This is a genomic window from Gemmatimonadaceae bacterium, assembly GCA_019637355.1.
Classification (GTDB): domain Bacteria; phylum Gemmatimonadota; class Gemmatimonadetes; order Gemmatimonadales; family Gemmatimonadaceae; genus Pseudogemmatithrix.
Window position 1 is genome coordinate 1,815,936 of record JAHBVT010000001.1, and the last position, 22,018, is coordinate 1,837,953.

The window sequence follows — 22,018 nt, forward strand, 5'->3', positions numbered from 1 at the left end:
GGCTGCGCCGCCTCAGTCCGGCTGCGGGTCGCCGGCTTGCGGGGTCGGCCGCTGCTGCGCCTCGCGCTGGGCCTGGCGCTCCCGCTCGCGACGTTCGCGCAAGGCCTTCACCGCGCGGTCGAACTCATCGTCGCGCATCTGCCGTGCCGACTGCGTCTGGATCTCGGCTCGCATCGCATCCAGCCGGCGCGCCCGCTCCATCGCAATCGGATTCGCCTGCACGTTGTTCAGCGCGAACATCGAGAGCAGCGGCGTCGGGATGGAGAAGTTGCCCAGGCGGATCGCCTGCTGGTCCATTCCCCACTTCTTGCCGCCGAGGTCGAAGGTCCAGTCGCCCGGCCGCCGCGCGTCCTCCGGGTGGTAGCGCGCCAGGGAGTCGGCGTAGGCGAGGATGCTGCGCTCGAGCATCAGCCGCAGCGTGTCGGCGCGGGTCAGCGGGACGATCGGCGCGACGACCACGTCGCCGGGCTTCACCCAGAGGCGCTGGTCGGTGAACGTGGGCCGCAGGCCGCGGATCGGCCCACCGTCGCCGATGAGGTCGCCGTAGCCGCCGCCTGCGCCAGCATCGCGCGACGGTGCGGCCGGCACACCCGTGGGCGCCTCGGTCGGCGCGATGATCGGCGGCGGCGCCTCGGCGGGCGGCTCCTCGGTGATCGGCCGATTGTCACCGCCCGAGCGCGGGGCCTCACGATTGGCTTCGCCATCCGTCGGCAACTGCACCTCGAAGCGAATCACCTCGGGCACGATCGCTCGACCGCTGTCGTCGCGCAGCCAGTCGTAGGCCACGGGCACGAGGAAGGCCGGCACCACGATGCCGAGGAGCAGCAACTGCAGCACGAAGGCGGTCGCCGACGCACGGGGGTCGGCCGAGCGCCGCTTCGGCAGCAGGGAGACACCCTTCCTCGGCTTCACGCCTCGGCCACCACCGGATTGCGCACGCGGCTCCAGCCGACCACCTCGACCTCCACTTCGTCGCCGGGCTGCAGCGGCTTCACGCCGGCCGGCGTCCCCGTCGCGACTACGTCGCCGGGTTCGAGCGTCATCGACTGCGAGATGTACGACAGCAGCTCAGCGATCGGAAACACCATCTCGCTGGCCTGGCCGCGCTGGCACTCCTCGCCGTTCACGCGCGTCACCACCGTCAGCGCATTGAGGTCCACCGCGCCGCGGCGCTCCTCGCCGATCGGGCAGAAGGTGTCGGAGCCCTTCGCGCGCCACCACTGCGCGTCGGCCTTCTGCCAATCGCGCGCTGAGACGTCGTTTACCGCGACGATGCCGCGCACCGCGCGCGCGGCCTCCGCCGCACTCGCCTTCCGGAGCGTCGTGCCAATGACCACGCCGATCTCGCCCTCGAAGTCCACGCGGCCGGCATCGCGGGGCAGCACGATCGCGTCCCCGCTGGCGATCACCGTGGACGGTGGCTTCAGGAAGATGAGCGGGACCGTGGAGACCGCGTTGCCAAGCTCCTTGGCGTGCTCGCGATACGTGCGCCCCGCGCAGACGATCTTGGATGGGCGGCTCATCTAGGCAATGTACCCTCATAGAAGGCGCGGAGTTCGTCCCGGAGCATCGCCCAGGGGCCCTGCAGGCGCGTGGCGGGCGGCAGTCCCTCGGTGAGCCGGCGCCCGTAGCCCTTGGTCACCACGCGCGGATCGCAGATCACGACGGCACCGCGATCGGTGGCGGTGCGGATGAGCCGCCCGAAGCCCTGCTTGAGCCGCAGCGCCGCGTGCGGGATCATATACTCGGCGAAGGCGTCGCCGCCGGCAGCCTCGATGGCCTCGCACTGCGCCGCCGTCATCGGCTCGGTGGGCACGCGGAAGGGAATCTTCGCAATGACCATCCCGCGCAGCGCGCGACCGGGCACGTCGACGCCTTCCCAGAAGCTCGCGGTGCCGATGAGCACGGCATCGCCGTGCTCACGGAAGCGTCGCAGCAGTTCGTCGCGCGGCGCCTCGCCGTGCACGAGCAGCGGATGCGCCGCCTCGGCGCCGGCCGCGCGGAGCACCGCCGCCGCCTCGCGCACGTCACGATGGCTCGTGAACAGGACGAAGACGCCACCCCCCGCCGCCGCAATCACGTCCTGCGTCGCCTCGAGCGTGCGCTTCAGGTGCCCCGGTCCGTCGGCGTTTGGCGCCGGGAAGTCGCTAGGGATCAGCAGCATCGCCTGGCGCGGGTAGTCGAACGGCGACGCCAACGAGGCCGTCACCGGCTCGAGTTCTTCGTCGTCGAGCCCGAGCCGCCGCGTGATGAAGTCGAAGCCGTCGCCCACCGAGAGCGTGGCGCTGGTCACGATGGCCGTCTCGACGCGGCGGAAGAGGTCCTCGCGCAGGATCGGTGCGAGGTCCAACGGCACGGCCGTCGCGCCGACGTTGCGTTCGCTACCACGCAGTTCGAGCCAGCGCACGCGCGGCGCGCCGTCGCGGCCCGGCCGCAGCGCCGCGCGCAGCGCGTCGCTGGCCGTCTGCAGCCGCCGCGTCACGCCGCGCACTTCGTTGAGCAGCGGGGCCAGTTCCTCGGCCTTGGCCTCGTCGCTCTCCAAGCGGTCGCGCACCATCCGCAGGCCGTCGCCCAGCAGATCCACCTCAGCGAGCAGGTCGTCCAGCGCCACGCCGAGTCCCGCCTGCCACACCGGTTCGTCGTCAAAGCTGTCGGTGAGTCGCACCACCGATTCGCTGCGCCCGCGCATCCACTCGCCGAGCAAGTCGCAGAGTTCGGCACTCTTCGTGCGCGCCGTCTGCAGCGACGGGACGAGCCGGGCGCGGACGAGGTCGAGGCTCGCCACCGAGTACAGGTCCTTGCTCGAGGAGAGCTTCCGCTCCAGTGCCGGCAGCAATCCCTTGCCCCGCCGTTCGAGGCGCGAGAACAGGCGTTCGAGCCCGCGCCGTGAGACCTGCTGCCCCAAGTGCGCGGCCGCCGCATCCTCGAGGTGATGGCCTTCGTCGATCACCAGTCGCTTGTAGGCCGGCAACACCGCCGCCTCGTCCCAGCGTCCGGAGGCGCGCCGCACCGCGATGTCCGCCATCAGCAGGTGATGGTTCACGACGACCACATCCGCCTGCGCCGCGGCGCGCCGCGCCTTGAACACGAAGCAGGGATCGAAGTGCGGGCACTTGAGTCGCGTGCAGAGGTCGCCCTCGGCCGCGACTTCGTCCCACACCTCGCTGCGCGGCGGCACCGGCAAGTCCGCCAGCGAACCATCCTGCGTCTTCTCCGCCCAGTCCTCCAGCATCCCGAGGTCCGCCGAGGCGTCGTCTTCGAAGAGTACCGGCGCCTGGAGGCGCGCCTGCTCGAGGCGCTGCAGGCAGAGGTAGTTCTTCCACCCCTTGAGCAGCGCGAAGCGCACCGGCTGGTCCTTCAGCGCCTGCTTGAGGAACGGCAGGTCCTTGGCGGTAAGCTGTTCCTGCAGGGTGATGGTGTTGGTCGAGACCACCGTGCGCTCGCCGCTCTCGGCGGCCCAGCGCAGCGCCGGCACCAGGTACCCCAGCGACTTACCCACGCCCGTGCCGGCCTCGAGCAGACCGACGCCCCCGCGCGTGTAGAGCTGCGCGATCAAGCGCGCCATCTCGCGCTGGCTGGGGCGATCCTCGTAGCGGCCCAGCGTGGCGGCAATCGGTCCGCCGGGCCCGAGCGCGCCGGCGACGTCGCCGGGCTCCAGGTGAGCCGGCTCGGCCTGCCGCGGCACCTCGACGACCACGTACAGCCGCGAGGCGTCGTTGTCGGTGATGGCGAAGCCGATGCCGTCATCGTGCATCCGCGCGGCGACGGCGAGGTCGGCATCGCTCGGCTCCAGCAGGCCACTCGGATGGTTGTGCAGGAGCAGTTCGCCGCGATTGGCGAAGCCCGGCAGCGCGAGCACGCTGGCCACGTCACCGCGAGCCGCGACGCGGGCCGTCTGTATCACGCCGGCGTCATTGACGGTGCAGACGAAGCAGACCTCGCGGCCGCCGGCGAGGCGGATGGCCGAGCGAACGGCGGCGGCGGCGCCCGGGGCGAGGCGCCCGGTCTCGCCGCTCACGTCTTCAGCGGCCGCTTCCGTGCGGCGGGGAACAGCACGTTGTTGAGGATCAGCCGGTAGCCCGGCGAGTTGGGATGCAGCGCCAGGTCAGTCGGCGGCGCGCCGATGGCGTGCTGCGGATCCTCGGGGTCGTGCCCCCCTAGGTACGTGAACGTGCCGCGCCCGTAGCTGCCGTGGATGTACTTCACCCAGGGCGCGCCTTCCTCGTGCGCCAGGACGGTGATGCCGGGCTTGAGCGTGCGGCGCGTGAACGACGTCGTCACGCCGTAGTAGTCGCGCAGCACGTTGCGGTGGTTCTGCACCAGCATCGTGGCGACGGGGTCGAACTTGGCCGAGAAGCCGAAGAGCGTGAACGTCCCCAGCGGCTGACGGCGCGACGGCACGTTCACCTGGTGGCCGTCGATGTCGCTCATCGCGTTCACGCCGCCGCCGAACTCCAGCCGCGCGCCCTCGGTGGCGAAGGTGCGGTCCCAGCGCAGCTTCGTCTCCGCATCGGGATCCATCGGCGTGCCGTCGGTGCTCGCGCCGGCGATGTCCACTTGGAAGGCGGCGATCGCGAGTTCGATGGTCTCGGTGGCGCCGCACATCGCGAAGAGGAACCCGCCCCGCTCCACGAAGGCGCGCAGCCGGTCGGCCACGGTCTTCTTGAGCGTGGGGATGTCGGCAAGGTTGAAGCGCCGCGCCATCTGCAGGTCGCGCTCGCGCGCCTGCTGGAACCACGGCGCGTCGCGGAAGCCGAGGTACAGCTTGTGCTGCTGTCCCGTGAAGTCCTCGTGATGCAGATGAATCCAGTCAAACTGCGACAGGTCCGTGGAGAGGACGTCGTCGTCCCAGATGTTCGTGTACGGGATGCCGGCGTAGGTGAGCGCGAGCGTCACGGCGTCGTCCCAGGGCATCGCCTGCGGCGGCGAGTACACGGCGATGCGCGGCGCCTTGTCCAGCGGCACGGCGTCCATATTCCCGTCGGCGATCTCGCGCCGGATCGCGGCCACACGCCCTTCGTCGAGCGGCTCGAAGCTCACGCCCGCCAGCAAGGCCGAGCGCCGCAGGCCCGGCAGGTCCGGAATCAGGAAGCTGCCGCCGCGATAGTTGAGCAACCACTCGCTGCGCACGCCATCCGTCAGCGCACCGAAGGTCAGCCCATATGCCTTGAGGTGATTCGCCTGCGCGTCGTCCATCGGCACGAGCAGATGCTGCGCACGCAGCGGCAGCGCGGCGCAGATCGCCACGAACGCGAGAAGCAGAGCGCGCCTCATCGGCCGGCTCGGTCGGAAGGAAGGGCGTCGAGCTCGCGCCGCGCCTGCGGCACCAGCGCGCTGCCCGGATACTCCAGGATCACGTGTTCAAACTGCAACCGCGCGCCGCGCACGTCGCCGCGGCGCCGCAGGAGCCGTCCCCACTCCAGCCGCGCCTCAGGCGCCTCGGGCGCGGCGGCATAGCTCTCGGCCACGCGCGTCCACAGCGGCAGCGCCCGCGCATCGGCGCCGCGTGCGGTTTCCAGGCGCGCGGCCATCGTGACCAACAGCGACGAAGCATCCGCCAACGACTCCGCCGCCTGCGTGAAGTAGCGGACGGCCGCGGCGGTGTCACCGCGGGCCAACGCCAGGAAGGCATCGCCGGCCTGCGTCGACCGCTCCGCGCGCGTGCGCGAGAGCAGGGCCAGCGCGGCCACCGCTTCCGGCGCGGTGACATCGCCGAAACGCAGGCTGCGCCGCGCCGTCACGAGGTCGCCGTCGAACAGTGCCAGCCAGCCGCCCACGGCATCGTCCGCATCCAGTGGCGCCTCGGCGAGCGCGGCCCGCGCGCGCGCCACGTTGCCCGAGCGCACCCAGGCCCAGGCGATCGTCCGCTGGAATGCGCGCGCCTGCGCACCCAGTTGCGGCGCGGCCTCGGCGAGCACGCGTTCGGCTTCCTCGCCGCGTCCGAGCCGCGCGAGCGCCTCGAGCTCCACCCCGACCAGCTCCGGACGCATTGGCCCGCCCGGGCCACGTGCCGCGCGCACCAGGCGCAGCGCGACCTCGGGTTCGTTGGAGCGCATCGCGGCGACGGCACCGCGTTGCGCCGTGCCCACCAGCGGCTTCGCCCGATGCATCGCCACGAGCGCGTCGCGCGCCGCAGCCCAGGCCTGCACGCGCTCGGCCTCCTCGGCGAACTCTCCCCACACGAACACTGTCGTGTCGCTCGGCGGCAGCGCCTGCAGCACCTGCCAGCCCGTGAGCGGTGCACCCCAGCCGAGTTCCAGCAGCGCCATCGCCAGGCGAGCCCCAATCGGGGCATCGGACGTCACCAACGCTGCGCGCAGCGAATCGCGCTGCTCCACCGGCGCCGGCGAAAGCGAGAACACCGCCGCCGATTCGAAGTACGGCTGGTCACGCATCGTCTCGCGCCACGCTTCGGCGGCGGCGCTCCAGCGCCCCAATGCGGCGCGCATCTGCGCCGCCTCGAGCAGCAGTTCGCGCGTGCCGCCCAGCGTGGCGGTCGCTTCCTGCAACACCGAATCCGCGGCGGCCGCGCGACTGTTGTAGATGAGGATGCGGGCGTAGTCGCGGAACGGCGCGACGTCGCGCGGGCGCAGGGCACGCCACTCGCGGAACGCCGAGTCGGCCCGCTCATCGCGACCGAGTACCACCAAGGTGCGGAGTTGGGCGCCACGGAGCTGCGCGTCGGCGGGCGTCAGCGGGATCAGCGAATCCAGCAGCGGCACGAGGCGCGCTTCTTCACCCGTCATCGTGTACACGCGCTCCAACCCGAGCACGCCCGGCACCACGGCGCCGGCGTCGATGACCTCGATCCACGCGGCACGCGCCTGTTCGTAGCGCCCGCCGTTCTCGTGATCGATGGCGCGCGCGATTAGCGGCGCGGTGGGATTGCCCAGCGGGCGCTGCTGCGCCGGCAGCGACACCGCAGCGCTCAGCACCAGCGCAAGACCGATGACACCCCACCTCACGGAGTCCCCCCAGCGTTCAGGCGGCGGAAGTACTCGATCACCACGCGACGGTCCTCCGGGCTCAGCCCGCGCAACTCTTCCCAGGTCGGCACGCGATAGCGATCCGCCGCGGCGCCACTCGCACGGCCGTCCGGCGTGACGCGCGTAGACTCGCGCGCAGCCCGCGCCTCGCGCCGTTGGCTTTCGTCGCGCTGATCCTGCTCCAGCGAACGGCCGGCGTCGAGCATCCGGCGCAGCAACTGCTCCTGGCGCGCCTTGGTCGTCGGGTCCACGGCGCCTTGGTCCAGCGCCGCGGCCAGCGCGCGCGCTTCACGCGCCATCTCCTGCGCACGTCCGGTGGGGTCGGCGTCGCTGAGGTCGTCGAGCTGCCGCGCCACTTCGCGCTGCGATCGCGCCAGCTCGCGGGCCTGCGCGCGCGCGGCTTCGCCCTGCCCGTCACGCCCGTCCTGCGGTTGTCCAGTGGGCAGCAAGCTCTGCATCTGCGCGTTGAGTCCGCCCTGCTGCTGCGCCAGCTCCTGCATCTGCTTCAGCATCTCGGCCATCCCGGTGGCGCTGCGGCTGTCGGCCGCGCGCTCGCGATCACGCGTCAACTGCGCCGCCGCCTGCCGCAATGCATCCGCCGACTCCCGCATCGCCTGCTCGGTCTGGCCGCGCCGCCCTTCGGCCGCCTCGCGCGAGGCCTGCGCCGAGCGCTGCCGCGCGCGCTCCATCAACTCCCGCGAGCGCGGGGAGACCAGGGCCGAACGCCGTGACTCGTCCTCGAGGCGCTGCTGCGCGGCCTGCACGCCCTGCTGCAGCGCCGACTGTTGCGCACGCAGGCTGGCCTCGGTGTTGTCGGCGCGCGCCTGCTGCGCGAGCTGGTCCTGCTCGCGGGCGAGCTGCATCATCTCCTGCACCGACTGGTCCAGCGCCGAGGTCAGCTCGGCTTTCCACTCGCCGACTTGGCGCTCGCGGGCCTCGCCCAGCGCCTCGGCCGCGCGCTGCATCGCGTCCGAGGCCTGCTGCGCGTTGGCGGCGGCGTTGCGCGGGTCCTGCCCCGCCTGCTGCATCGCCTGCGCGGCGGCCTGCGCCTGCCGTGCGCCTTCGTTGGTCCGCTCGGCACCGGTCTGCGCGTTGGCCTGCTCCAGCCGCTGCGCCAACTGCTCGGCCTGCTCGGCCAGCGCCTTGGAGCGCTGCTGCATCGCCGCCGCTTCCTCCGGCGTCGGCGGACGCCGCTGCGCCGAGTCCGCGAGCGCCCGCTGCTCTTCGGCGAGTTCCTGGCCGCGGTCGGCGAGCGTCTGCATCTGGCCTTCGAGCGCCGCACGGCGCAGCATCTCGGCGCTGCGTTCGAGTTGCTCGCGCATCCGCTGCTGGGCCTGCGCCAGCTCCTGCAACGACTGCCGCGTGCGCGCGCCATCCAGTTGCTGCGTGGCCGACTCCAGGCGTTGCATCGCCGCCAGCATCTCCGGCGTCATCGCTTCGCGCATCAGGCGCTGGGCTTCCTGCAACTGCTGCTGCAACGCGGGATCCAGCGCACCTGCCTGCCGCAGCCGCTCCTCCAACTGCCGCGCCGCTTCCTCAAGGTTCTGCACCTGCTGCTGCAGCTCATGCTGCTGCTCGCCGATCTCTCGCGCACGCTCGGCGCCTTCGTAGCCCAGCGGCTCGCGCGGCTGGCCGGAGTTCGATTCACCCGCGCGCGGTTGCCCCGCCGGCACGCCCTGCTGCTGGCCTTGCTGCTGCGCCTGCTGCTGCGCCTGTCCGATCGGCGGCTGCTCACGCGCCGCCTCGGCGCCGCGCTCGCCGCGCGAACGCGCCTCGTTGGCCGTGCGCTCGGCCAGCGCGGCCTGGGCCTTCGCGGCCGCATCGGCGGCGGCGACTGCCTCGGCGGCCGCTTCATCGGCGGCCGTACGCGCCTGCTCCGCCGTCGGCACGCGCAGCAGCACCGGCGCGCTCACCGCGCGGCGTTCGCCCGGGGCCGCATCGCGCGCTACCAGCGTCACCTCGAGTCCATCGCCTGGCTGCAGCGCAAAGTCAGCCAGCGCCAGCACCGCACTGCCGCTCCACAGAGTCTCGCGCGGCGTGGCGAGTTCCCGCAGCTGCGGCGGCGCATCGGAATCCACGCGGCGCAGCCGCAGCGCGACCTCGGCCAGTCCGTAGTCATCCTGCGCAAGCAGCTCCAACGCGATGCTCGCATCAGCCGCCACGAAGCGCTCGCCTACCGGCGCAAGGATCTCCACGCGCGGCAGCGAGTCCTCCACGACGTCGATCTCCAGCGGCAGCGGCAGGTCCTCCACCACCTGCGCCGTGCCCAGCACCTCCCAGCGCCACTGCGCGCGCTGTCGCGGAATCAGCGCGCCGGCAAAGCGCACGCCGTTCACCGCCGGCAGTACCACGCGCGCGCCGTCGCTGACGAGCACCGCCGATTCCAGGGCCTGCGACGAGCGGCCCGTAATCTCGAGCCGCGTGCCCGCGGGCACACGCAACGGTTCGTCCGCCGGCAGCGATTCGTCGCCGCGGCCGAGGTACGCCGGGTAGCGGGCGCGGATGGCGACGTCACCGACGAAGGGGCGATCGACCACCGCGATGTCGACCGAATCCCGACCGGCGCGACCGTCCAGCGCGACGACGACGAGATCCGCCGAGACCGACGTGATCTCGATCGTCGCCGAGCCCGCGGCATCGACTTCGAGCCAGGTCTCCCGCCAGTCAGCACCGAGCGTGCGCCAGCGGACTTCGACCGCGCGGCGGCCCGGCGCGTCCACCGTGAGGCGCAGGTCCGCGCCGCGCGTGATACGCGTCGGCGCGTCAACGATCGCGAGCGGCCCCACGAGGTTGCCGCGCCAGGCGCCCAGCGGATTCAGCAGCGCGTGCCAGCCATCGGCACGGCGCGCGTACGACGTGGACGCCAGCAGCAGCACCTGCCCCAGCGCGACGACCGACAGCACCGCCGCGCGCTGCAAACGACGCCGCAGGCGCGGCGCCGGCCGCGACTCAGCCGCCGCCAGCGCCGCCGACGCCTGTGCCACCGCGAGGTCCGCGAACACACCGCTGCCTTCGACCTCGAGCACGCCCACCAGCGCGCCGCGCCGCAGGCCTTGCTCGCGCTCGATGGCCGCCGCCACCGCGCGCGGCTCCGCGCGCGCCGCCAGCCGACGCCGCAAGAAGCCACCCAATGCCACCGCCGCAGCGAGCGCAAGCACCCACGCCAGCAGCGGCAGAATGCGCGGCGCGATGAGCCAGCCGCCGTCGGCGAGCCACGCCGCCGCCGATGTCAGCGCGCCCACCAGCACCGTAAGCGGCAGCAGCGTGCCCGCCAACCACGCGCGCCGGCGCAGGCGCTGTACCTCGGCGTGCACCACGTGCAGCGAACTCATCGCCCCACTCCGCTGGTCACGGCGTAGACGAACAGGTTCACGCCCATTCGCAGCGCCTGCTCGTGCAGTTCGGGCGGATCGTCCGGATACGTGCCGACGTCCTCCCAGCCGTTCCCGAGGTCGGCTTCGTGCGTGTAGTACACAGCGAGGCGGTCGCCGATGAAGATCCCGAAGCCGCGCGGCGCCGCGCCGTCGTGCTCGTGGATCTTCGGGACGCCCTGCGGGAACGCGTACACGATGCGGTAGATCGGATGATCCAGCGGCACGTCCACGAGCTCGCGGTCCGGGAACACGCGGGCGATCTCGCGGCGGAACGCGGCGTCGAGGCCGTAGTTGTCGTCCGCGTGCAGGAAGCCGCCCTGCAGCAGGTAGGCGCGCAGCCGCTCGACTTCACGGTCGCTGAAGCGGATCTGGCCGTGCCCGGTCAGGTGCAGGAAGGGATGGTCCCAGAGCTTCTCGTCGGTGAGACGGACGCGCTGCTCCTGCGGCTCCACATCCAGCGTGGTGCGCGCGCGGATGGCGCGGATCAGGTTCGGCAGGCTCGAGGGATTCGCGTACCAGTCGTCGCCGTCGTACTGCAGGCGCGCGACGCTGAGGCGCACGGATTTCGCTGGCGCAGCTGAAGCATCGGCCGCGGCCATCGGCGCAGGAGCAGGCGCCGCCGCCAGCGCCGCCAGCGTCCCGAGCGCCAGCGCCCCGAGCGCCGCGAAGCGGAGCCCCCGCGTCCGTCGCATCACGCCTCGTGCGCCAGACGGTACGCGACGTTCCGCGACGCCCCCGCCGCGAGCAGCGCCTGCTGGATCTCGCGCGCGCCCTTGCCCGCCGCCCGCAGCTCGGCGGCGCGCGCGCGCAGGGCGCCTTCGTCTGGGGCGCCGTCCGGCGCCCCGTCCAGCACAATCACGATCTCGCCTCGCGGTTCGTGGTCTGCGTAGTACGCAGCGAGCTCGGCCACCGTTCCCCGCCGGAACTCCTCGTACTGCTTGGTCAGCTCGCGGGCGACCACCGTTGCCCGCTCGCCCGCCCCGGCCGCCGCCAGATCCGCCAACGTCGCCGCCAGCCGCGAGGGCGCCTCGTACAGCACCGCCGTGTGCGCCAGCGCCACCACCTCGCCCAGCACCCGCGTGCGCTCACCGCCCTTGCGCGGCAGGAAGCCGAAGAACGTGAATCGACCGGTCGCCAGTCCCGCGCCAGCCAGCGCCGCCAGCAGCGCCGAGGCACCCGGCACCGCCGAGACCTGCACGCCCGCCGCGATGGCGGCCTGCACAAGGCGAAGGCCCGGGTCGCTGAGCAGCGGCGTGCCCGCGTCGCTCACGAGGGCCAGCGACTCGCCCGCCACCAGGCGCGCCACGAGGCCGGGCGTCGCCTGCGCCTCGTTGTGCTCGTGGTAGGCGAGCAACGGCGTGCGGATCGCGAAGCGCTCGCAGAGCACGCGCGTGTGCCGCGTGTCCTCGGCCAGCACGGCCGCCACCTGCTGCAGGACCTCCACCGCCCGCGGGGTCATATCCCCGAGGTTGCCGATCGGCGTGCTGACGATGTACAGGGTCCCGGGAGTGGAGGCGCCGTCGGCGCTCACCACTTCACCTTCCACGGCAGGGCGTCGAACAGCCCGGCCGCCTGGAACACGTGCCGCCGCGAGGCGGTGAGGTCGTGCAGCACATCCTCGGGCGTGGTGTCGTCGGGCGCGGCGGCCCAGAGAATGTCGGCGATCCACGCCGCAATCGCCTTGGTCAGCGTCGCCGCATCGGTCACCGGATCCTTGAGCGTGGGCAGGTTGGGCGAGAAGCGCTCGAGCGTGCCGTGCTGCGCCACCAGCGCGCGGCGCGCACCTTCCGTCACCTCCGCCGCCGACGCCTTGCCGCCCTGCTGCAGCCGCGCAATCAGCGCACCGATCAACTCGCGGTACGCCTGGATGAGTGCCGGCGAGGCCTGCGCCGGCAGCGGTGGCGGAGGCGTCCACAGGCGCACCGTCGGCGGCGAAGCGAGCACGCGGCCCTCGAGCAGCGTGCGCAACAGCATCGTCACGTCGCCGGGGCGCGGATCCACGAAGTACCCGCGCGCGGGCCGGCCACCGGCCAGCGCCACGTAGTTCACCGCGCCGTCGGCGATGACTTCCAGCGCGCCGTCGTGCATCGTGCCGTCGAGATAGCCAAGCAACGCCGTCGCATCGGTGGGCACCAGTTCCCGCGGCAAGTGTTCCGGCTCGCCCACCTGCGTCGCGAACATCAGGTCGAGTTGCTCGTCGGTGGCTTCGTGGAAGCAGATGCTGCCGTACTCGGCGGCCGTGGGCACGCGACCGATCGCATCACTGATCGCCACCGGCACAAAGCGCCGGCCGTCGGTGCTCGAGGTGGCGTTCACCACTTCGCCGCCCTCCATATAGAGGACGATCAGTTCTTCCGGCATCCACACGGCCACGTAGCCGGACACCCGCGCCGACCGGTCGCGCTTGGCGTCCGTCAGCAGGTTGCGTAGATGCACGTACGCCAAGCGGGTCCGTTGCAGCAGGACCCGCTTGGCGGGGTATCGAATGGCGTCGCGGAGCGGGGGCATCCGGACGAGTCGGGACTCAGGCCGCGTGCTGCTCGAACTTCGCCGCCAACGCCGGCTTCGGCACGGCACCGATCACCTGGTCCACCAGCTTGCCGTCCTTGAAGAACAGCAGCGTGGGGATCGAGCGCACCTGGAAGCGCATCGCCGTCTTCTGGTTCGCGTCCACGTCCAGCTTGGTCACCTTCACGCGACCGGCGAACTCCTCGCTCAGTTGTTCGAGAATCGGGGCGATCATCCGGCAGGGACCGCACCACGTGGCCCAGAAATCCACCACGGCCAAGCCCTGGTGCTGCTCCACTTCGCTCGCGAACGACTCGTCCGTCACCGTCACCGTCTTCGACATCGGCTCTCTCTCCAGGGGTCGAGGCGCCGGTGCCAAGTGCCCGGACGCCATAGTAATGTTAGCGGCATTGGGTCCGAAGTGCGCCCCCTCCGGAATTGCCGATTATGTCCAGCCCGTTCCCGCGCGGCACCCGCATCTCCCACCTCGGCATCGCCGTCGAGTCACTCGAAGGCATCCTGCCGTTCTACCGCGACATCCTTGGGATGCCCGAGGTCCCGCTGGACGACGCCGACGGCGCACGCATCGCTGCCGTTGCCGCCGGTGACGCACTCGTGGAACTGCTGGAGCCGGAGAAATCCGACTCCCCCATCGGGAAGTTCCTCGCCAAGCGTGGGCCCGGCATCCATCACATTTGTTTCGCGGTGGACGATCTCGACGGAATGCTCGCGCGCTGCAAGGCTCACGGCATCCAGCTCATCGACGAGACGCCGCGCATCGGGGCCGAAGGCAAGCGCATCGCCTTCCTGCACCCCAAGTCCACCGCCGGCGTGCTGGTCGAGCTCTCCGAATACTGAGACGGGGGTGCCGCCCGTCGGCGGCACCCCCGTCTGGACAGCGCGTTCCGACGCCTCAGGGCACCGGACGCGTCACCGGCTCGGCATTGCAGATCTCGCGGGCCGGACGCAGGTCGATGTCCTCCACGAACCAGCGACCGCTGCGGGAGTTCTTCACCGTCGTAAAGGGAATCGTCGCGCTGCGGCTACCACGCACCGTCTCCACCCGGTGGATCACGCGGCCCGCCTCTCCCAACTGGGCCGCGCCGATGCGAGATTCATCGTGGCGCACGTGGCAGACGATGATCAGCAAGCGGCGCTCCAGCTCGGCCCGATCCACGCGGTCCCGCGTCAGCGACTCCTCGTTCCCCCACACCATCGACATCGCCTGCAGGTCCTGTCGGCGCGACGCTTCCACAAACAGCATCACGGCCTCGGTCGACGTCGCGCCCCCGGCAGTATTGGACGCCACCGCACGGGGACGGCACCCCAGGCTGCCCAGCACGAGTACCAACGCGATTCCCAGACGTCTCACGGCTTCAGCTCCCGATCTCGAGTAAGGTTCCGGTCCTAATGGTCCGACAACGGCTCTACATCAACATCGATCACGTCGCGACGCTGCGGCAGGCCCGACGGGCGGCATACCCCGATCCGGTCGCCGCGGCCCGCGTCTGCGAGGACGCCGGCGCCGATGGCATCACCGTGCACCTGCGTGAGGACCGTCGACATATCCAAGACGCAGATGTCGAGGCGCTCGCAACGGCGGCCCGCAGCCCCGTCAACCTGGAGATGGCCGCCACCACCGAGATGACCGCCATCGCCCTGCGCCTGAACCCGCATCAGGTCACCCTCGTCCCCGAGAAGCGCGAGGAGATCACCACCGAAGGCGGGCTGGACCTCTTCGCCGACCCCGCGCGCCTCGAGGCCACGCTCGCCGCACTCAGCACCGCCGGCATCCGCGCTTCGCTCTTCATTGACCCCGATCCGCGGCAGATCGCTCGCGCCGCCGAGCTCAAGGTGCCCGCCATCGAGCTGCACACCGGCCGCTACTGCCACCATCCGGAGGACCCGCAGCACCTCGCGGCCCTGCGTGCGGCAGCAACGCAGGCCGCGGGTCTCAGGCTCGCCGTGCACGCCGGCCACGGCCTCACGCTCGACAACGTCGGGCCGGTGGCCGCGATCCCCGAATGCGAGGAACTCAACATCGGCCACGCCATCGTCAGCCACGCCGTGTTCGTCGGGCTGGCCGAGGCCGTGCGCGCGATGCGTCGCGCGATGGACGCGGCGCGCCCCCGTTGACCCGCACCCACCCCTCGGCGCACCTTACCCGCCACTATATGGAGACGCGATGACCGGCGGGTTGCTCGACTTCTTCACCCTCGAGGCCAGCGAGTACGTCGAACAGCTCGACGGGCTCGTCTCGCGCGCGACGGCAGCTCCGCCGGACGGCGAGAGCTTCGTGCGCGCCGTACGGGCGCTGCGCGGCAGCGCGACGATGGCCAAGGTCACCGGCATCGCCAACCTGGCGCAGGCACTCGAACGCCTCGCCCGGCAGGTCGGCGCCGGCCAGCTCGCCTGGGACGCTGCCTCGCGGGGCGTGGCCATCAGCGCCATCGACGACACCAAGATCCTCATCCGCGGCGTGCGCAACTGGAGCGCCGCCGAGGACGCGCGCGTCGCGCAACGTGTCGCCGAGCTGGACCAGATCGCCCCACCGACCGCCGCGGCTGCACCCGCCGCAGTGGCCCCGGACTTCCTCGCCGGCGCCACCGCCGATGCCGCCGCCGCGCTGCTCGAGTACGCCGAGACGCCCGGCGCGCGCGAGCACTTTGACCGCGTGATGGACAAGGTGCGCGCCCTCCGCGGCGTCGCCGCCCTCAACGACCTGCCACCGCTCGGCGAAGTCGTCGACGCCGTAGACGCCGCCGCCAAGCCGATCGAACTCGGACGCGAGGATGCCACCGCCGAGCGCCGTCGCCTCTTCCGCACCGCCGCCCGCGTGCTGCTCGAGGGCGGCGATGCCGTGCGGCAGGGCCACGCGCCGCCGACCGACTCGCCCGCCCTGCAGGAGTTCACGCTCGCCGCCGCCGCGCTCAGCGGCGGTTCGGCGGACGGCGACGACGTCGTGCCCATCGCGGCGCTCCTGATGGATTCACCCGACGCGGTGCAGGCGGCGGGCAACCCGCCGACGACTGCGGCGCAGCGCTTCCGCCTTGAGGTCGTGAGCCAGGCCGAACACCTGCGGCGCCTCGTGCACGAAGGCCGCCGCGCCGCGGACGCCGCCACGCGCGAACGACTCGGCCGCGAGATGCGCAACGCGGTGCGCAACCTGGCCCGCGCCGCGCAGAGCTTCGCCGCGGTCGAGATCGCCAACTGCTTCCTCGCCGCCGAGCGCGGTGCCGCTGCGCTGGAACAGCCGGCCCTCGACGTGCTCGAGCGTGCCGCGATGCTGCTGAGCGCCGCCAACGCCGCGCCCGAGACAATGGCGGCGCAGTTCGTGGATCTCTCCGAGATGCTGAGCCGCGGCGTCACGCCGCTGCGCTCCGCCACCCCGCCGTCCTCGGCGGCGACCTTCGCGTCGCTCGGCCCGAGCACCGGCGGCGCCCCCTCCGGCGCGGCGCTCAAGTCGCTGCTGTCCCAGGGCCTCAGCGGGCTCTCGCCCCTGGGCACCGCGACCTTCGCCGAGCCGGTGGTCGGCGAGGAGGACGATGTAATCCCGATCGAGGACCTGCTCTTCCGCGGCAAGGACGCGCTGGCGCGGGCCATCGAACTCGGGGACGCGCTACGCTCCAGCGGCAACACCCCCGACGCCGCCACTCTCGCCGAGCTCTACGACCTGCTGCAGCTCGCGGCGGCGGAGTAGCCACGGTGCGCCTCGACTGGCGCGCCGTCCTCGGGATCGCGCTCAGCATCGCCCTGCTCTGGTTCACGCTGCGCGGCGTGCACCTGCGCGAAGTCTGGGAGATACTCGCGAGTTCCAACCTCGCGCTCTGGATTGCCTGCACCGTCACGGCCACCGCGATCTTTCCGCTGCGCGCTCGGCGCTGGCAGGCGATTCTCGCGCCGGTGGCCGGCCGCATCCCCTTCGCCCCGCTGTGGCACTCCACCGCCGTGGGGATGATGGTGAACAACGTGTTTCCCGCGCGCGCCGGTGAGTTGGCTCGCGCCTTCGCCCTCTCGCGCGAACGGCGCGAGGTGCGCTTCACGACGGCGTTCGCGTCGCTGGCCGTCGATCGGCTCTTCGACGGCGTCGTCGTGCTCGCGCTGATGCTGCTCGCGACGCTCGATTCGCGCTTCCCCGCCGACGCCACGATCCTCGGGGCCACGGCCTGGAGCATCGCCGCCACCGCCGGCCTCTTCCTCTCGGCTGTCTTCGTCGCACTCGCCGCGCTGGCCTACGCACCTGAGCAGATGCTGCGCCTCGTCGACCGCATCGCCGGTGCCATCGTGCCACGGCTTGCACCCAAGCTGCGCAGCCTGCTCGAGGGCTTCGCGGGCGGACTCGGCGTGTTCCGCGAACCAATGCTCGCGCTCGAGGTGCTCTGGTGGACGCTGCTGCACTGGCTCTGCAACGCGGCGGCGTTCTACCTGGGCTTCCTCGCGCTCGGCCTCGCCGCCCCGATGTCGGCCGCGCTCTTCGTGCAGGGCCTCATCGCCATCGGGGTCGCCCTGCCGTCGTCGCCGGGATTCTTCGGCCCCTTCGAGGCCGCGGGCACCGCCGGGCTCGGGCTCTACGGCATCCCCGCCGCCTCCGCCGTGAGCTGGGCCATTGGCTTCCACCTCCTGAGCTTCGTGCCCATCACCGTGCTCGGCGCCTGGTACTTCACACGGCTCAACCTGCATCTGCGCGACATCACCGCCGCGGAGAAGGAGCCCAGGCCGTGAGCGCCACCGCCGCGAGCGTCGAGGCGCAGGCCAAGCTCAACCTCCGGCTCTGCGTGCTGGCCCGCGAAGCCAGCGGCTACCATCAGCTGGAGTCGCTGTTCCTGCGCATCGAGCTGGCGGACACAGTCCGCGTCGCCACCGACACCAAGGCGCGCACGCTCTCCTGCCCCGGCGTGGATCTCGCCCCGGAACAGAATCTCGCGTATCGCGCGGCGATGGCCTTCACCGACGCCGCCGGCTGGCCCACTGGATTCGACATCGCCATCGAGAAGCGCATTCCCGCCGGCGGCGGACTCGGCGGCGGCAGCGCCGATGCCGGCGCGGTGCTTCGCGCACTCAACACGCTGGCGCCCAAGCCGCTCGGGGCCGCCACGCTGCAGACGCTGGCCCTGCAGCTCGGTGCCGACGTGCCCTTCCTCACCCTCGATGCGCCATTCGCCGTCGCCTGGGGACGCGGCGAGCGCCTGCTCGCGCTCAATCCGCTGCCCGGACGCGAGATCCTGCTCGCGCTCCCCGACTTCGGTGTCGAGACCAAGCAGGCCTTCGCCTGGTACGCCGCTGACAACGCCGAGCGGCCGCTGACCGCGCCGGCGCCGCTCTCGCTGGATGACCTCGACCGCTGGGACCGCATCGCCGAGCTGGCCGTCAACGACCTCGAGCCGGTGGTCACGGCGCGACATCCCGTCGTCGGCGACTGCGTGGCGCGGCTGCGCGAGGCCGGCGCGCGCATCGCACGGATGACAGGCAGCGGCTCCACGGCCTTCGGGATGTTCGACCGCCGCCACAGCCAGTCCCCGCAGATGCCCGCCGGCACGCGCCTCGTGCACACGCGCAGTTCCACCAGCGTCGCTGCGGTGAAGCTGCTGGACTGAGCGCAGCGCGCGGGGCGTTGCTCGCCCCACGCCACGGCCGTTAGTTTGCCTCTACGCCTGCTGCCCCTTCGTCCAATGGCAGGACATCGGTCTTTGGATCCGAGAATGGTGGTTCGAATCCACCAGGGGCAATGCTACCCTGCGAAGACCCCACCCTGCGGCCCCGCGAGCCATTCGGCCAGCGTCGGGGCCGCCGCGTCTTTTTGCGAGAGATCACGCGCCGGCAGCGGCCACGGAATCGCCAGCGCCGGATCGTCCCAACGGATGCCGCCTTCTCCGGCCGGCGTGTAGGGCGCGGAGCAGAGGTACTCCACATCCGTCTCGTCCTCGAGCGCCTGCATCCCGCGCGCGAATCCCGCCGGCGCGCAGACCCAGAGGTCGTCGCCCGGCACGGACTCGCGCCACCAGGCCTGCCCGCAGGTCGCCGAGTCGCGGCGGATGTCCACCGCCACCAGCAGCGCGCGTCCGCGGGCGACGCGCATACACTTGGCCATCGGCGGCTCCCACTGGAAGTGCAGGCCTCGCACCACGCCGGCCGCCGAGCGCAGCAGGTTCACCTGCGCCACGTCGGCCATCAAGCCGGCCGCGGCGAAGTCCGCGGCGCGGAAGAGCTCGCGCACCGAGCCGCGCGCATCGCGGTGCACGCGCGGGCGCGCCAGCACAAGGCCGGACAGCGGCGTGGGTTCGATCTCGAGTCGATTCATCGGGCGGATGCCATCAACGTATCGAGGTAGGCGTCCAATGCCACGTCCCAGCGGCGGCGAGTAAGGCCCAACGCCTGCTCGAGCTTGGAGCAATCGAGCACGGAGTACGAAGGCCGCTGCGCCGCCGCGGCCCACTCCGCGCTGCTCACGGGCGTCACGCCGTCGGGCATTCCGGCACGCGCGTACACGCGCTGCGCGACCTCGGCCCAGCTCGTCTCGCCGGCGTTCGTCGCGTGGAACAGCCCCGTCGCGCCACGGCCCATCAGCGCCCAAGTCCAGCTCGCGAGATCGTCCGCGTGCGTTGGCGCACCGCGTTGGTCGGCCACCACGCGCGACGCCTGCCCCGCCCGCGCGCGTTCCCACATCCGCCGCGGAAAGCAGCGCGGACCGTCGCCGAAGATCCAACTCGGTCGCAGCACCAAGGCCCCGATGTCGGCCCCCAGCAGCGCCGCGTCGCCGTCGGCCTTGCTCGCGCCATACACCGAGAGCGGCGCCGGCTGGTCGTCCTCGCGCCAAGCTGTGCTGCGCGCGCCGCCAAAGACGTAGTCGCTGCTGAAGTGAACCACGCGCGCGCCGTGCTCGCGCGCCAAGCGGGCGAGCGCCTGCGGCAACTCGGTGTTCAGCGCCCGCGCGCGAACCGGCTCGCGTTCGGCCGCATCGGTCGCCGTGTAGCCAACGGCGTTCAGGATCCACGCCGGCTTCGCGGCGGCCACTGCCTGTGCCAGCGCCGCGGCGTCAGTCACGTCGAGCGCCGCGTGCGACGGCGCCTCCACCTGCGCCGCAGCCGGCGCCGCGCGGCGTAGCGCGCTGCCGACCAGCCCGCTGCCGCCGAGGAGCAGGACCTTCACGCCGGCGGCAGGTACAGCGCCTGCGCCGCGCGCTGCGACTCATCCAGCACGCCGCGCCACCACGGCTCGTGATCGCGATACCAGCGCAGCGTCTCCGCCAGTCCGTCCGCGAAGGCCACGCGCGGGCGCCAGCCCGTCGCCGCGCGCAGGGCGCTGGCGTCCATCGCGTAGCGTCGGTCGTGCGCGGGCCGGTCGCGCACGTGTTGGATCAGACTCGCAGGCTTCCCCAGCGCCGCCAACACCGCCTGCACGACCTCGAGATTCGGCCGCTCGCCCTGCGCGCCGATGTTGAACACCCGTCCCTCACCGATGCCCGAGCTCGACACCGCCCACAGCGCCGACGCGTGATCGTCCACGTGCAGCCAGTCGCGCACCTGCTGGCCGTCGCCGTATACGGGCAACGGTTGGTCGGCCATCGCGCGCACGATCATCAGCGGGATGAGCTTCTCGGGAAACTGGAACGGCCCGTAGTTGTTGCTGCAGCGCGTGATGACAGCGTCGAGTCCGTAGGTGCGCGCCCAGGCCTGCACCAACAGATCCGACGCCGCCTTGCTCGCCGCATATGGCGAACTCGGCAGCAACGGATGCACTTCGGTGAACGCCGGATCGCCCGCGGCCAGTGAGCCGTACACTTCGTCGGTGGACACGTGCACGAATCGCCGCGGCCGCCCGGCGTCCTGCGCCGCGCGCAGCGCCTCGAGGATGCGCTGCGTGCCCGTCACGTTGGTGTCCACGAACACCGACGGCCCGAGAATCGACCGGTCCACGTGCGTCTCGGCGGCCAGGTGCCACACCGCATCGGCGGGAGGGAGGCTGCGCCCCTGCGCGTCCTGCGCGCGGCCGCCCAGCACCGACGAGAACACATCACCGTCGCGGATGTCCGCGTGCACGAAGAACAGCCGCCGCTCGTGCCCCTTCCCCGCCAGCGCCAAGCTCTGCGGGTGCGCGGCGTAGGTCATCGCGTCGTAGGCCACGACCGTGACCTCGGGGCGCTCGCGCAGCAACCAGGCCACCGTGTTGGTGCCGATGAATCCCGCCGCTCCGGTGACGAGGATCGTCTGCGGCGCCGGCGACGCACTCACGGAGCCTCCGTCGCCACGCGTCGCAGGTAGTCGCCGTACTCGCTGCTGCCCAGCGGCTCGGCCAGCGCGCGCAGTTGCTCCGACGAGATGAAGCCCATTCGGTACGCGACTTCCTCGGGGCAGCCGATCTTCATCCCCTGCCGCGTCTCGATCGCCTCCACGAAGCGCGCCGCCTCCTGCATCGCCGCCACCGTGCCGGTGTCGAGCCAAGCCATCCCGCGGTTGAGCAGCTCGAGGCGCAGCGCGCCCTGCGCCAGGTACGCGGCGTTCACGTCCGTGATCTCATACTCAGCGCGCGGCGACTTCTTGAGCGCGCGCGCGATGTCGAGCACGCGATTGTCGTAGCAGTACAGCCCGGTCACCGCGATCGAGGACTTCGGCTTGGCGGGCTTCTCTTCCAGCGAGACGATGCGTCCGTCGGCGCCGACCTCGGCCACCCCGTAACGCTCCGGGTCGCGCACCTTGTAGCCGAACACCGTCGCTCCGCCCTCGGCCGCCACCCGCGCCGTCACCGCGCGCAGCTGGTGCCCCAGCCCGGCGCCGAAGAACAGATTGTCGCCCAGCACCAGCGAGACCGGGTCGCGGCCGACGAAGTCGCGGCCGATGACGAAGGCTTGAGCCAGGCCCTCGGGCTCCGGCTGCAGCGCGTACGAGAGCTGCATCCCCCAGCCCGACCCATCGCCCAGCAGGGCCTCGAACATCGGGAGGTCGCGGGGAGTGGAGATCACCAGCACCTCGCGGATCCCCGCCAGCATCAGCACCGTGAGGGGATAGTAGACGAGGGGCTTGTCGTAGAGCGGCAGGAGCTGCTTGGAGACCACCCGCGTCATCGGCGCGAGGCGGGTCCCGGAGCCCCCGGCGAGGAGGATGCCTTTCATCGTGGCGGGAAGTGTAACTCCCCACCCCGACCCCCTGCCATTCA

The 22,018-nt window shown here is 71.9% G+C and carries 20 protein-coding genes and 1 tRNA gene; 6 read left to right on the forward strand and 15 right to left on the reverse strand.

Translation table 11 applies throughout. The annotated features are described in order from the left end of the window. Positions 1-12: 12 nt before the first annotated feature. The 10 genes from KF689_08365 to trxA are packed head-to-tail and all read right to left on the reverse strand — an operon-like array spanning position 13 to position 13,211. Positions 13-912 carry a hypothetical protein gene (locus KF689_08365; protein ID MBX3133379.1) on the reverse strand — a complete coding sequence of 300 codons (900 nt, stop codon included), beginning with the start codon at positions 910-912 and terminating at the stop codon, positions 13-15. Continuing rightward, the gene (locus tag KF689_08370) at positions 909-1,523 is read right to left on the reverse strand and encodes a fumarylacetoacetate hydrolase family protein (protein MBX3133380.1); all 615 of its coding nucleotides are present in this window, start codon (positions 1,521-1,523) and stop codon (positions 909-911) included. The genes KF689_08365 and KF689_08370 overlap by 4 nt, the downstream gene beginning before the upstream one ends. Next, entirely contained in the window at positions 1,520-4,018 is a 2,499-nt protein-coding gene (locus KF689_08375; GenBank protein MBX3133381.1) for a hypothetical protein, read from the reverse strand. Before KF689_08375 ends, KF689_08370 begins: the two co-directional genes overlap by 4 nt. Next, positions 4,015-5,274, reverse strand: a complete 1,260-nt coding sequence (locus KF689_08380) for a hypothetical protein (protein ID MBX3133382.1) — start codon at positions 5,272-5,274, stop codon at positions 4,015-4,017. Before KF689_08380 ends, KF689_08375 begins: the two co-directional genes overlap by 4 nt. Then, positions 5,271-6,965, reverse strand: a complete 1,695-nt coding sequence (locus KF689_08385) for a hypothetical protein (GenBank protein ID MBX3133383.1) — start codon at positions 6,963-6,965, stop codon at positions 5,271-5,273. The genes KF689_08380 and KF689_08385 overlap by 4 nt, the downstream gene beginning before the upstream one ends. Continuing rightward, positions 6,962-10,318 (reverse strand): hypothetical protein, encoded by a 3,357-nt coding sequence (locus KF689_08390; GenBank protein MBX3133384.1) that lies wholly within the window; start codon positions 10,316-10,318, stop codon positions 6,962-6,964. The genes KF689_08385 and KF689_08390 overlap by 4 nt, the downstream gene beginning before the upstream one ends. Next, positions 10,315-11,052 carry a DUF4159 domain-containing protein gene (locus KF689_08395; protein MBX3133385.1) on the reverse strand — a complete coding sequence of 246 codons (738 nt, stop codon included), beginning with the start codon at positions 11,050-11,052 and terminating at the stop codon, positions 10,315-10,317. Before KF689_08395 ends, KF689_08390 begins: the two co-directional genes overlap by 4 nt. After that, a complete protein-coding gene (gene rsmI / locus KF689_08400; protein ID MBX3133386.1) occupies positions 11,052-11,891 on the reverse strand; it encodes a 16S rRNA (cytidine(1402)-2'-O)-methyltransferase in 840 nt (279 codons plus the stop codon). Before rsmI ends, KF689_08395 begins: the two co-directional genes overlap by 1 nt. After that, complete coding sequence (locus KF689_08405) at positions 11,888-12,868, reverse strand: hypothetical protein (protein ID MBX3133387.1); 981 nt, start codon at positions 12,866-12,868, stop codon at positions 11,888-11,890. The genes rsmI and KF689_08405 overlap by 4 nt, the downstream gene beginning before the upstream one ends. A gap of 16 nt (positions 12,869-12,884) precedes the next feature. Continuing rightward, a complete protein-coding gene (gene trxA / locus KF689_08410) occupies positions 12,885-13,211 on the reverse strand; it encodes a thioredoxin (GenBank protein MBX3133388.1) in 327 nt (108 codons plus the stop codon). Between the two features lie 104 nt (positions 13,212-13,315). On the opposite strand from trxA, the gene mce reads away from it, so the two are divergent. Next, positions 13,316-13,726, forward strand: coding sequence for a methylmalonyl-CoA epimerase (gene mce / locus KF689_08415; GenBank protein MBX3133389.1), 411 nt, complete (start codon positions 13,316-13,318; stop codon positions 13,724-13,726). Positions 13,727-13,781: 55 nt separating this feature from the next. Here mce and KF689_08420 read toward each other — a convergent pair whose 3' ends face one another. Then, entirely contained in the window at positions 13,782-14,240 is a 459-nt protein-coding gene (locus KF689_08420) for a hypothetical protein (GenBank protein MBX3133390.1), read from the reverse strand. 38 nt (positions 14,241-14,278) lie between these two features. Between KF689_08420 and KF689_08425 the strand changes: the two genes are divergently transcribed. The 5 genes from KF689_08425 to KF689_08445 all read left to right on the forward strand — a co-directional run bounded on the left by KF689_08425 (position 14,279) and on the right by KF689_08445 (position 18,594). Further along, the gene (locus KF689_08425) at positions 14,279-15,004 is read left to right on the forward strand and encodes a pyridoxine 5'-phosphate synthase (protein MBX3133391.1); all 726 of its coding nucleotides are present in this window, start codon (positions 14,279-14,281) and stop codon (positions 15,002-15,004) included. Between the two features lie 49 nt (positions 15,005-15,053). Beyond that, positions 15,054-16,568 (forward strand): Hpt domain-containing protein, encoded by a 1,515-nt coding sequence (locus tag KF689_08430; protein MBX3133392.1) that lies wholly within the window; start codon positions 15,054-15,056, stop codon positions 16,566-16,568. 5 nt (positions 16,569-16,573) lie between these two features. Then, positions 16,574-17,590 (forward strand): flippase-like domain-containing protein, encoded by a 1,017-nt coding sequence (locus tag KF689_08435; GenBank protein ID MBX3133393.1) that lies wholly within the window; start codon positions 16,574-16,576, stop codon positions 17,588-17,590. Next, positions 17,587-18,462, forward strand: a complete 876-nt coding sequence (gene ispE / locus KF689_08440; GenBank protein MBX3133394.1) for a 4-(cytidine 5'-diphospho)-2-C-methyl-D-erythritol kinase — start codon at positions 17,587-17,589, stop codon at positions 18,460-18,462. The genes KF689_08435 and ispE overlap by 4 nt, the downstream gene beginning before the upstream one ends. A gap of 61 nt (positions 18,463-18,523) precedes the next feature. Further along, positions 18,524-18,594, forward strand: a tRNA-Gln gene (locus KF689_08445). Between the two features lie 2 nt (positions 18,595-18,596). On the opposite strand, the gene KF689_08450 is transcribed toward KF689_08445, so the two are convergent. The 4 genes from KF689_08450 to rfbA are packed head-to-tail and all read right to left on the reverse strand — an operon-like array spanning position 18,597 to position 21,974. Continuing rightward, positions 18,597-19,166: a dTDP-4-dehydrorhamnose 3,5-epimerase family protein gene (locus tag KF689_08450; GenBank protein MBX3133395.1), complete on the reverse strand. Its 570-nt coding sequence runs from the start codon at positions 19,164-19,166 to the stop codon at positions 18,597-18,599. Further along, positions 19,163-20,014 carry a dTDP-4-dehydrorhamnose reductase gene (gene rfbD / locus KF689_08455; protein ID MBX3133396.1) on the reverse strand — a complete coding sequence of 284 codons (852 nt, stop codon included), beginning with the start codon at positions 20,012-20,014 and terminating at the stop codon, positions 19,163-19,165. Before rfbD ends, KF689_08450 begins: the two co-directional genes overlap by 4 nt. After that, positions 20,011-21,096: a dTDP-glucose 4,6-dehydratase gene (rfbB, locus tag KF689_08460; GenBank protein ID MBX3133397.1), complete on the reverse strand. Its 1,086-nt coding sequence runs from the start codon at positions 21,094-21,096 to the stop codon at positions 20,011-20,013. The genes rfbD and rfbB overlap by 4 nt, the downstream gene beginning before the upstream one ends. Next, a complete protein-coding gene (gene rfbA, locus KF689_08465; protein ID MBX3133398.1) occupies positions 21,093-21,974 on the reverse strand; it encodes a glucose-1-phosphate thymidylyltransferase RfbA in 882 nt (293 codons plus the stop codon). Before rfbA ends, rfbB begins: the two co-directional genes overlap by 4 nt. Positions 21,975-22,018 lie beyond the last annotated feature (44 nt).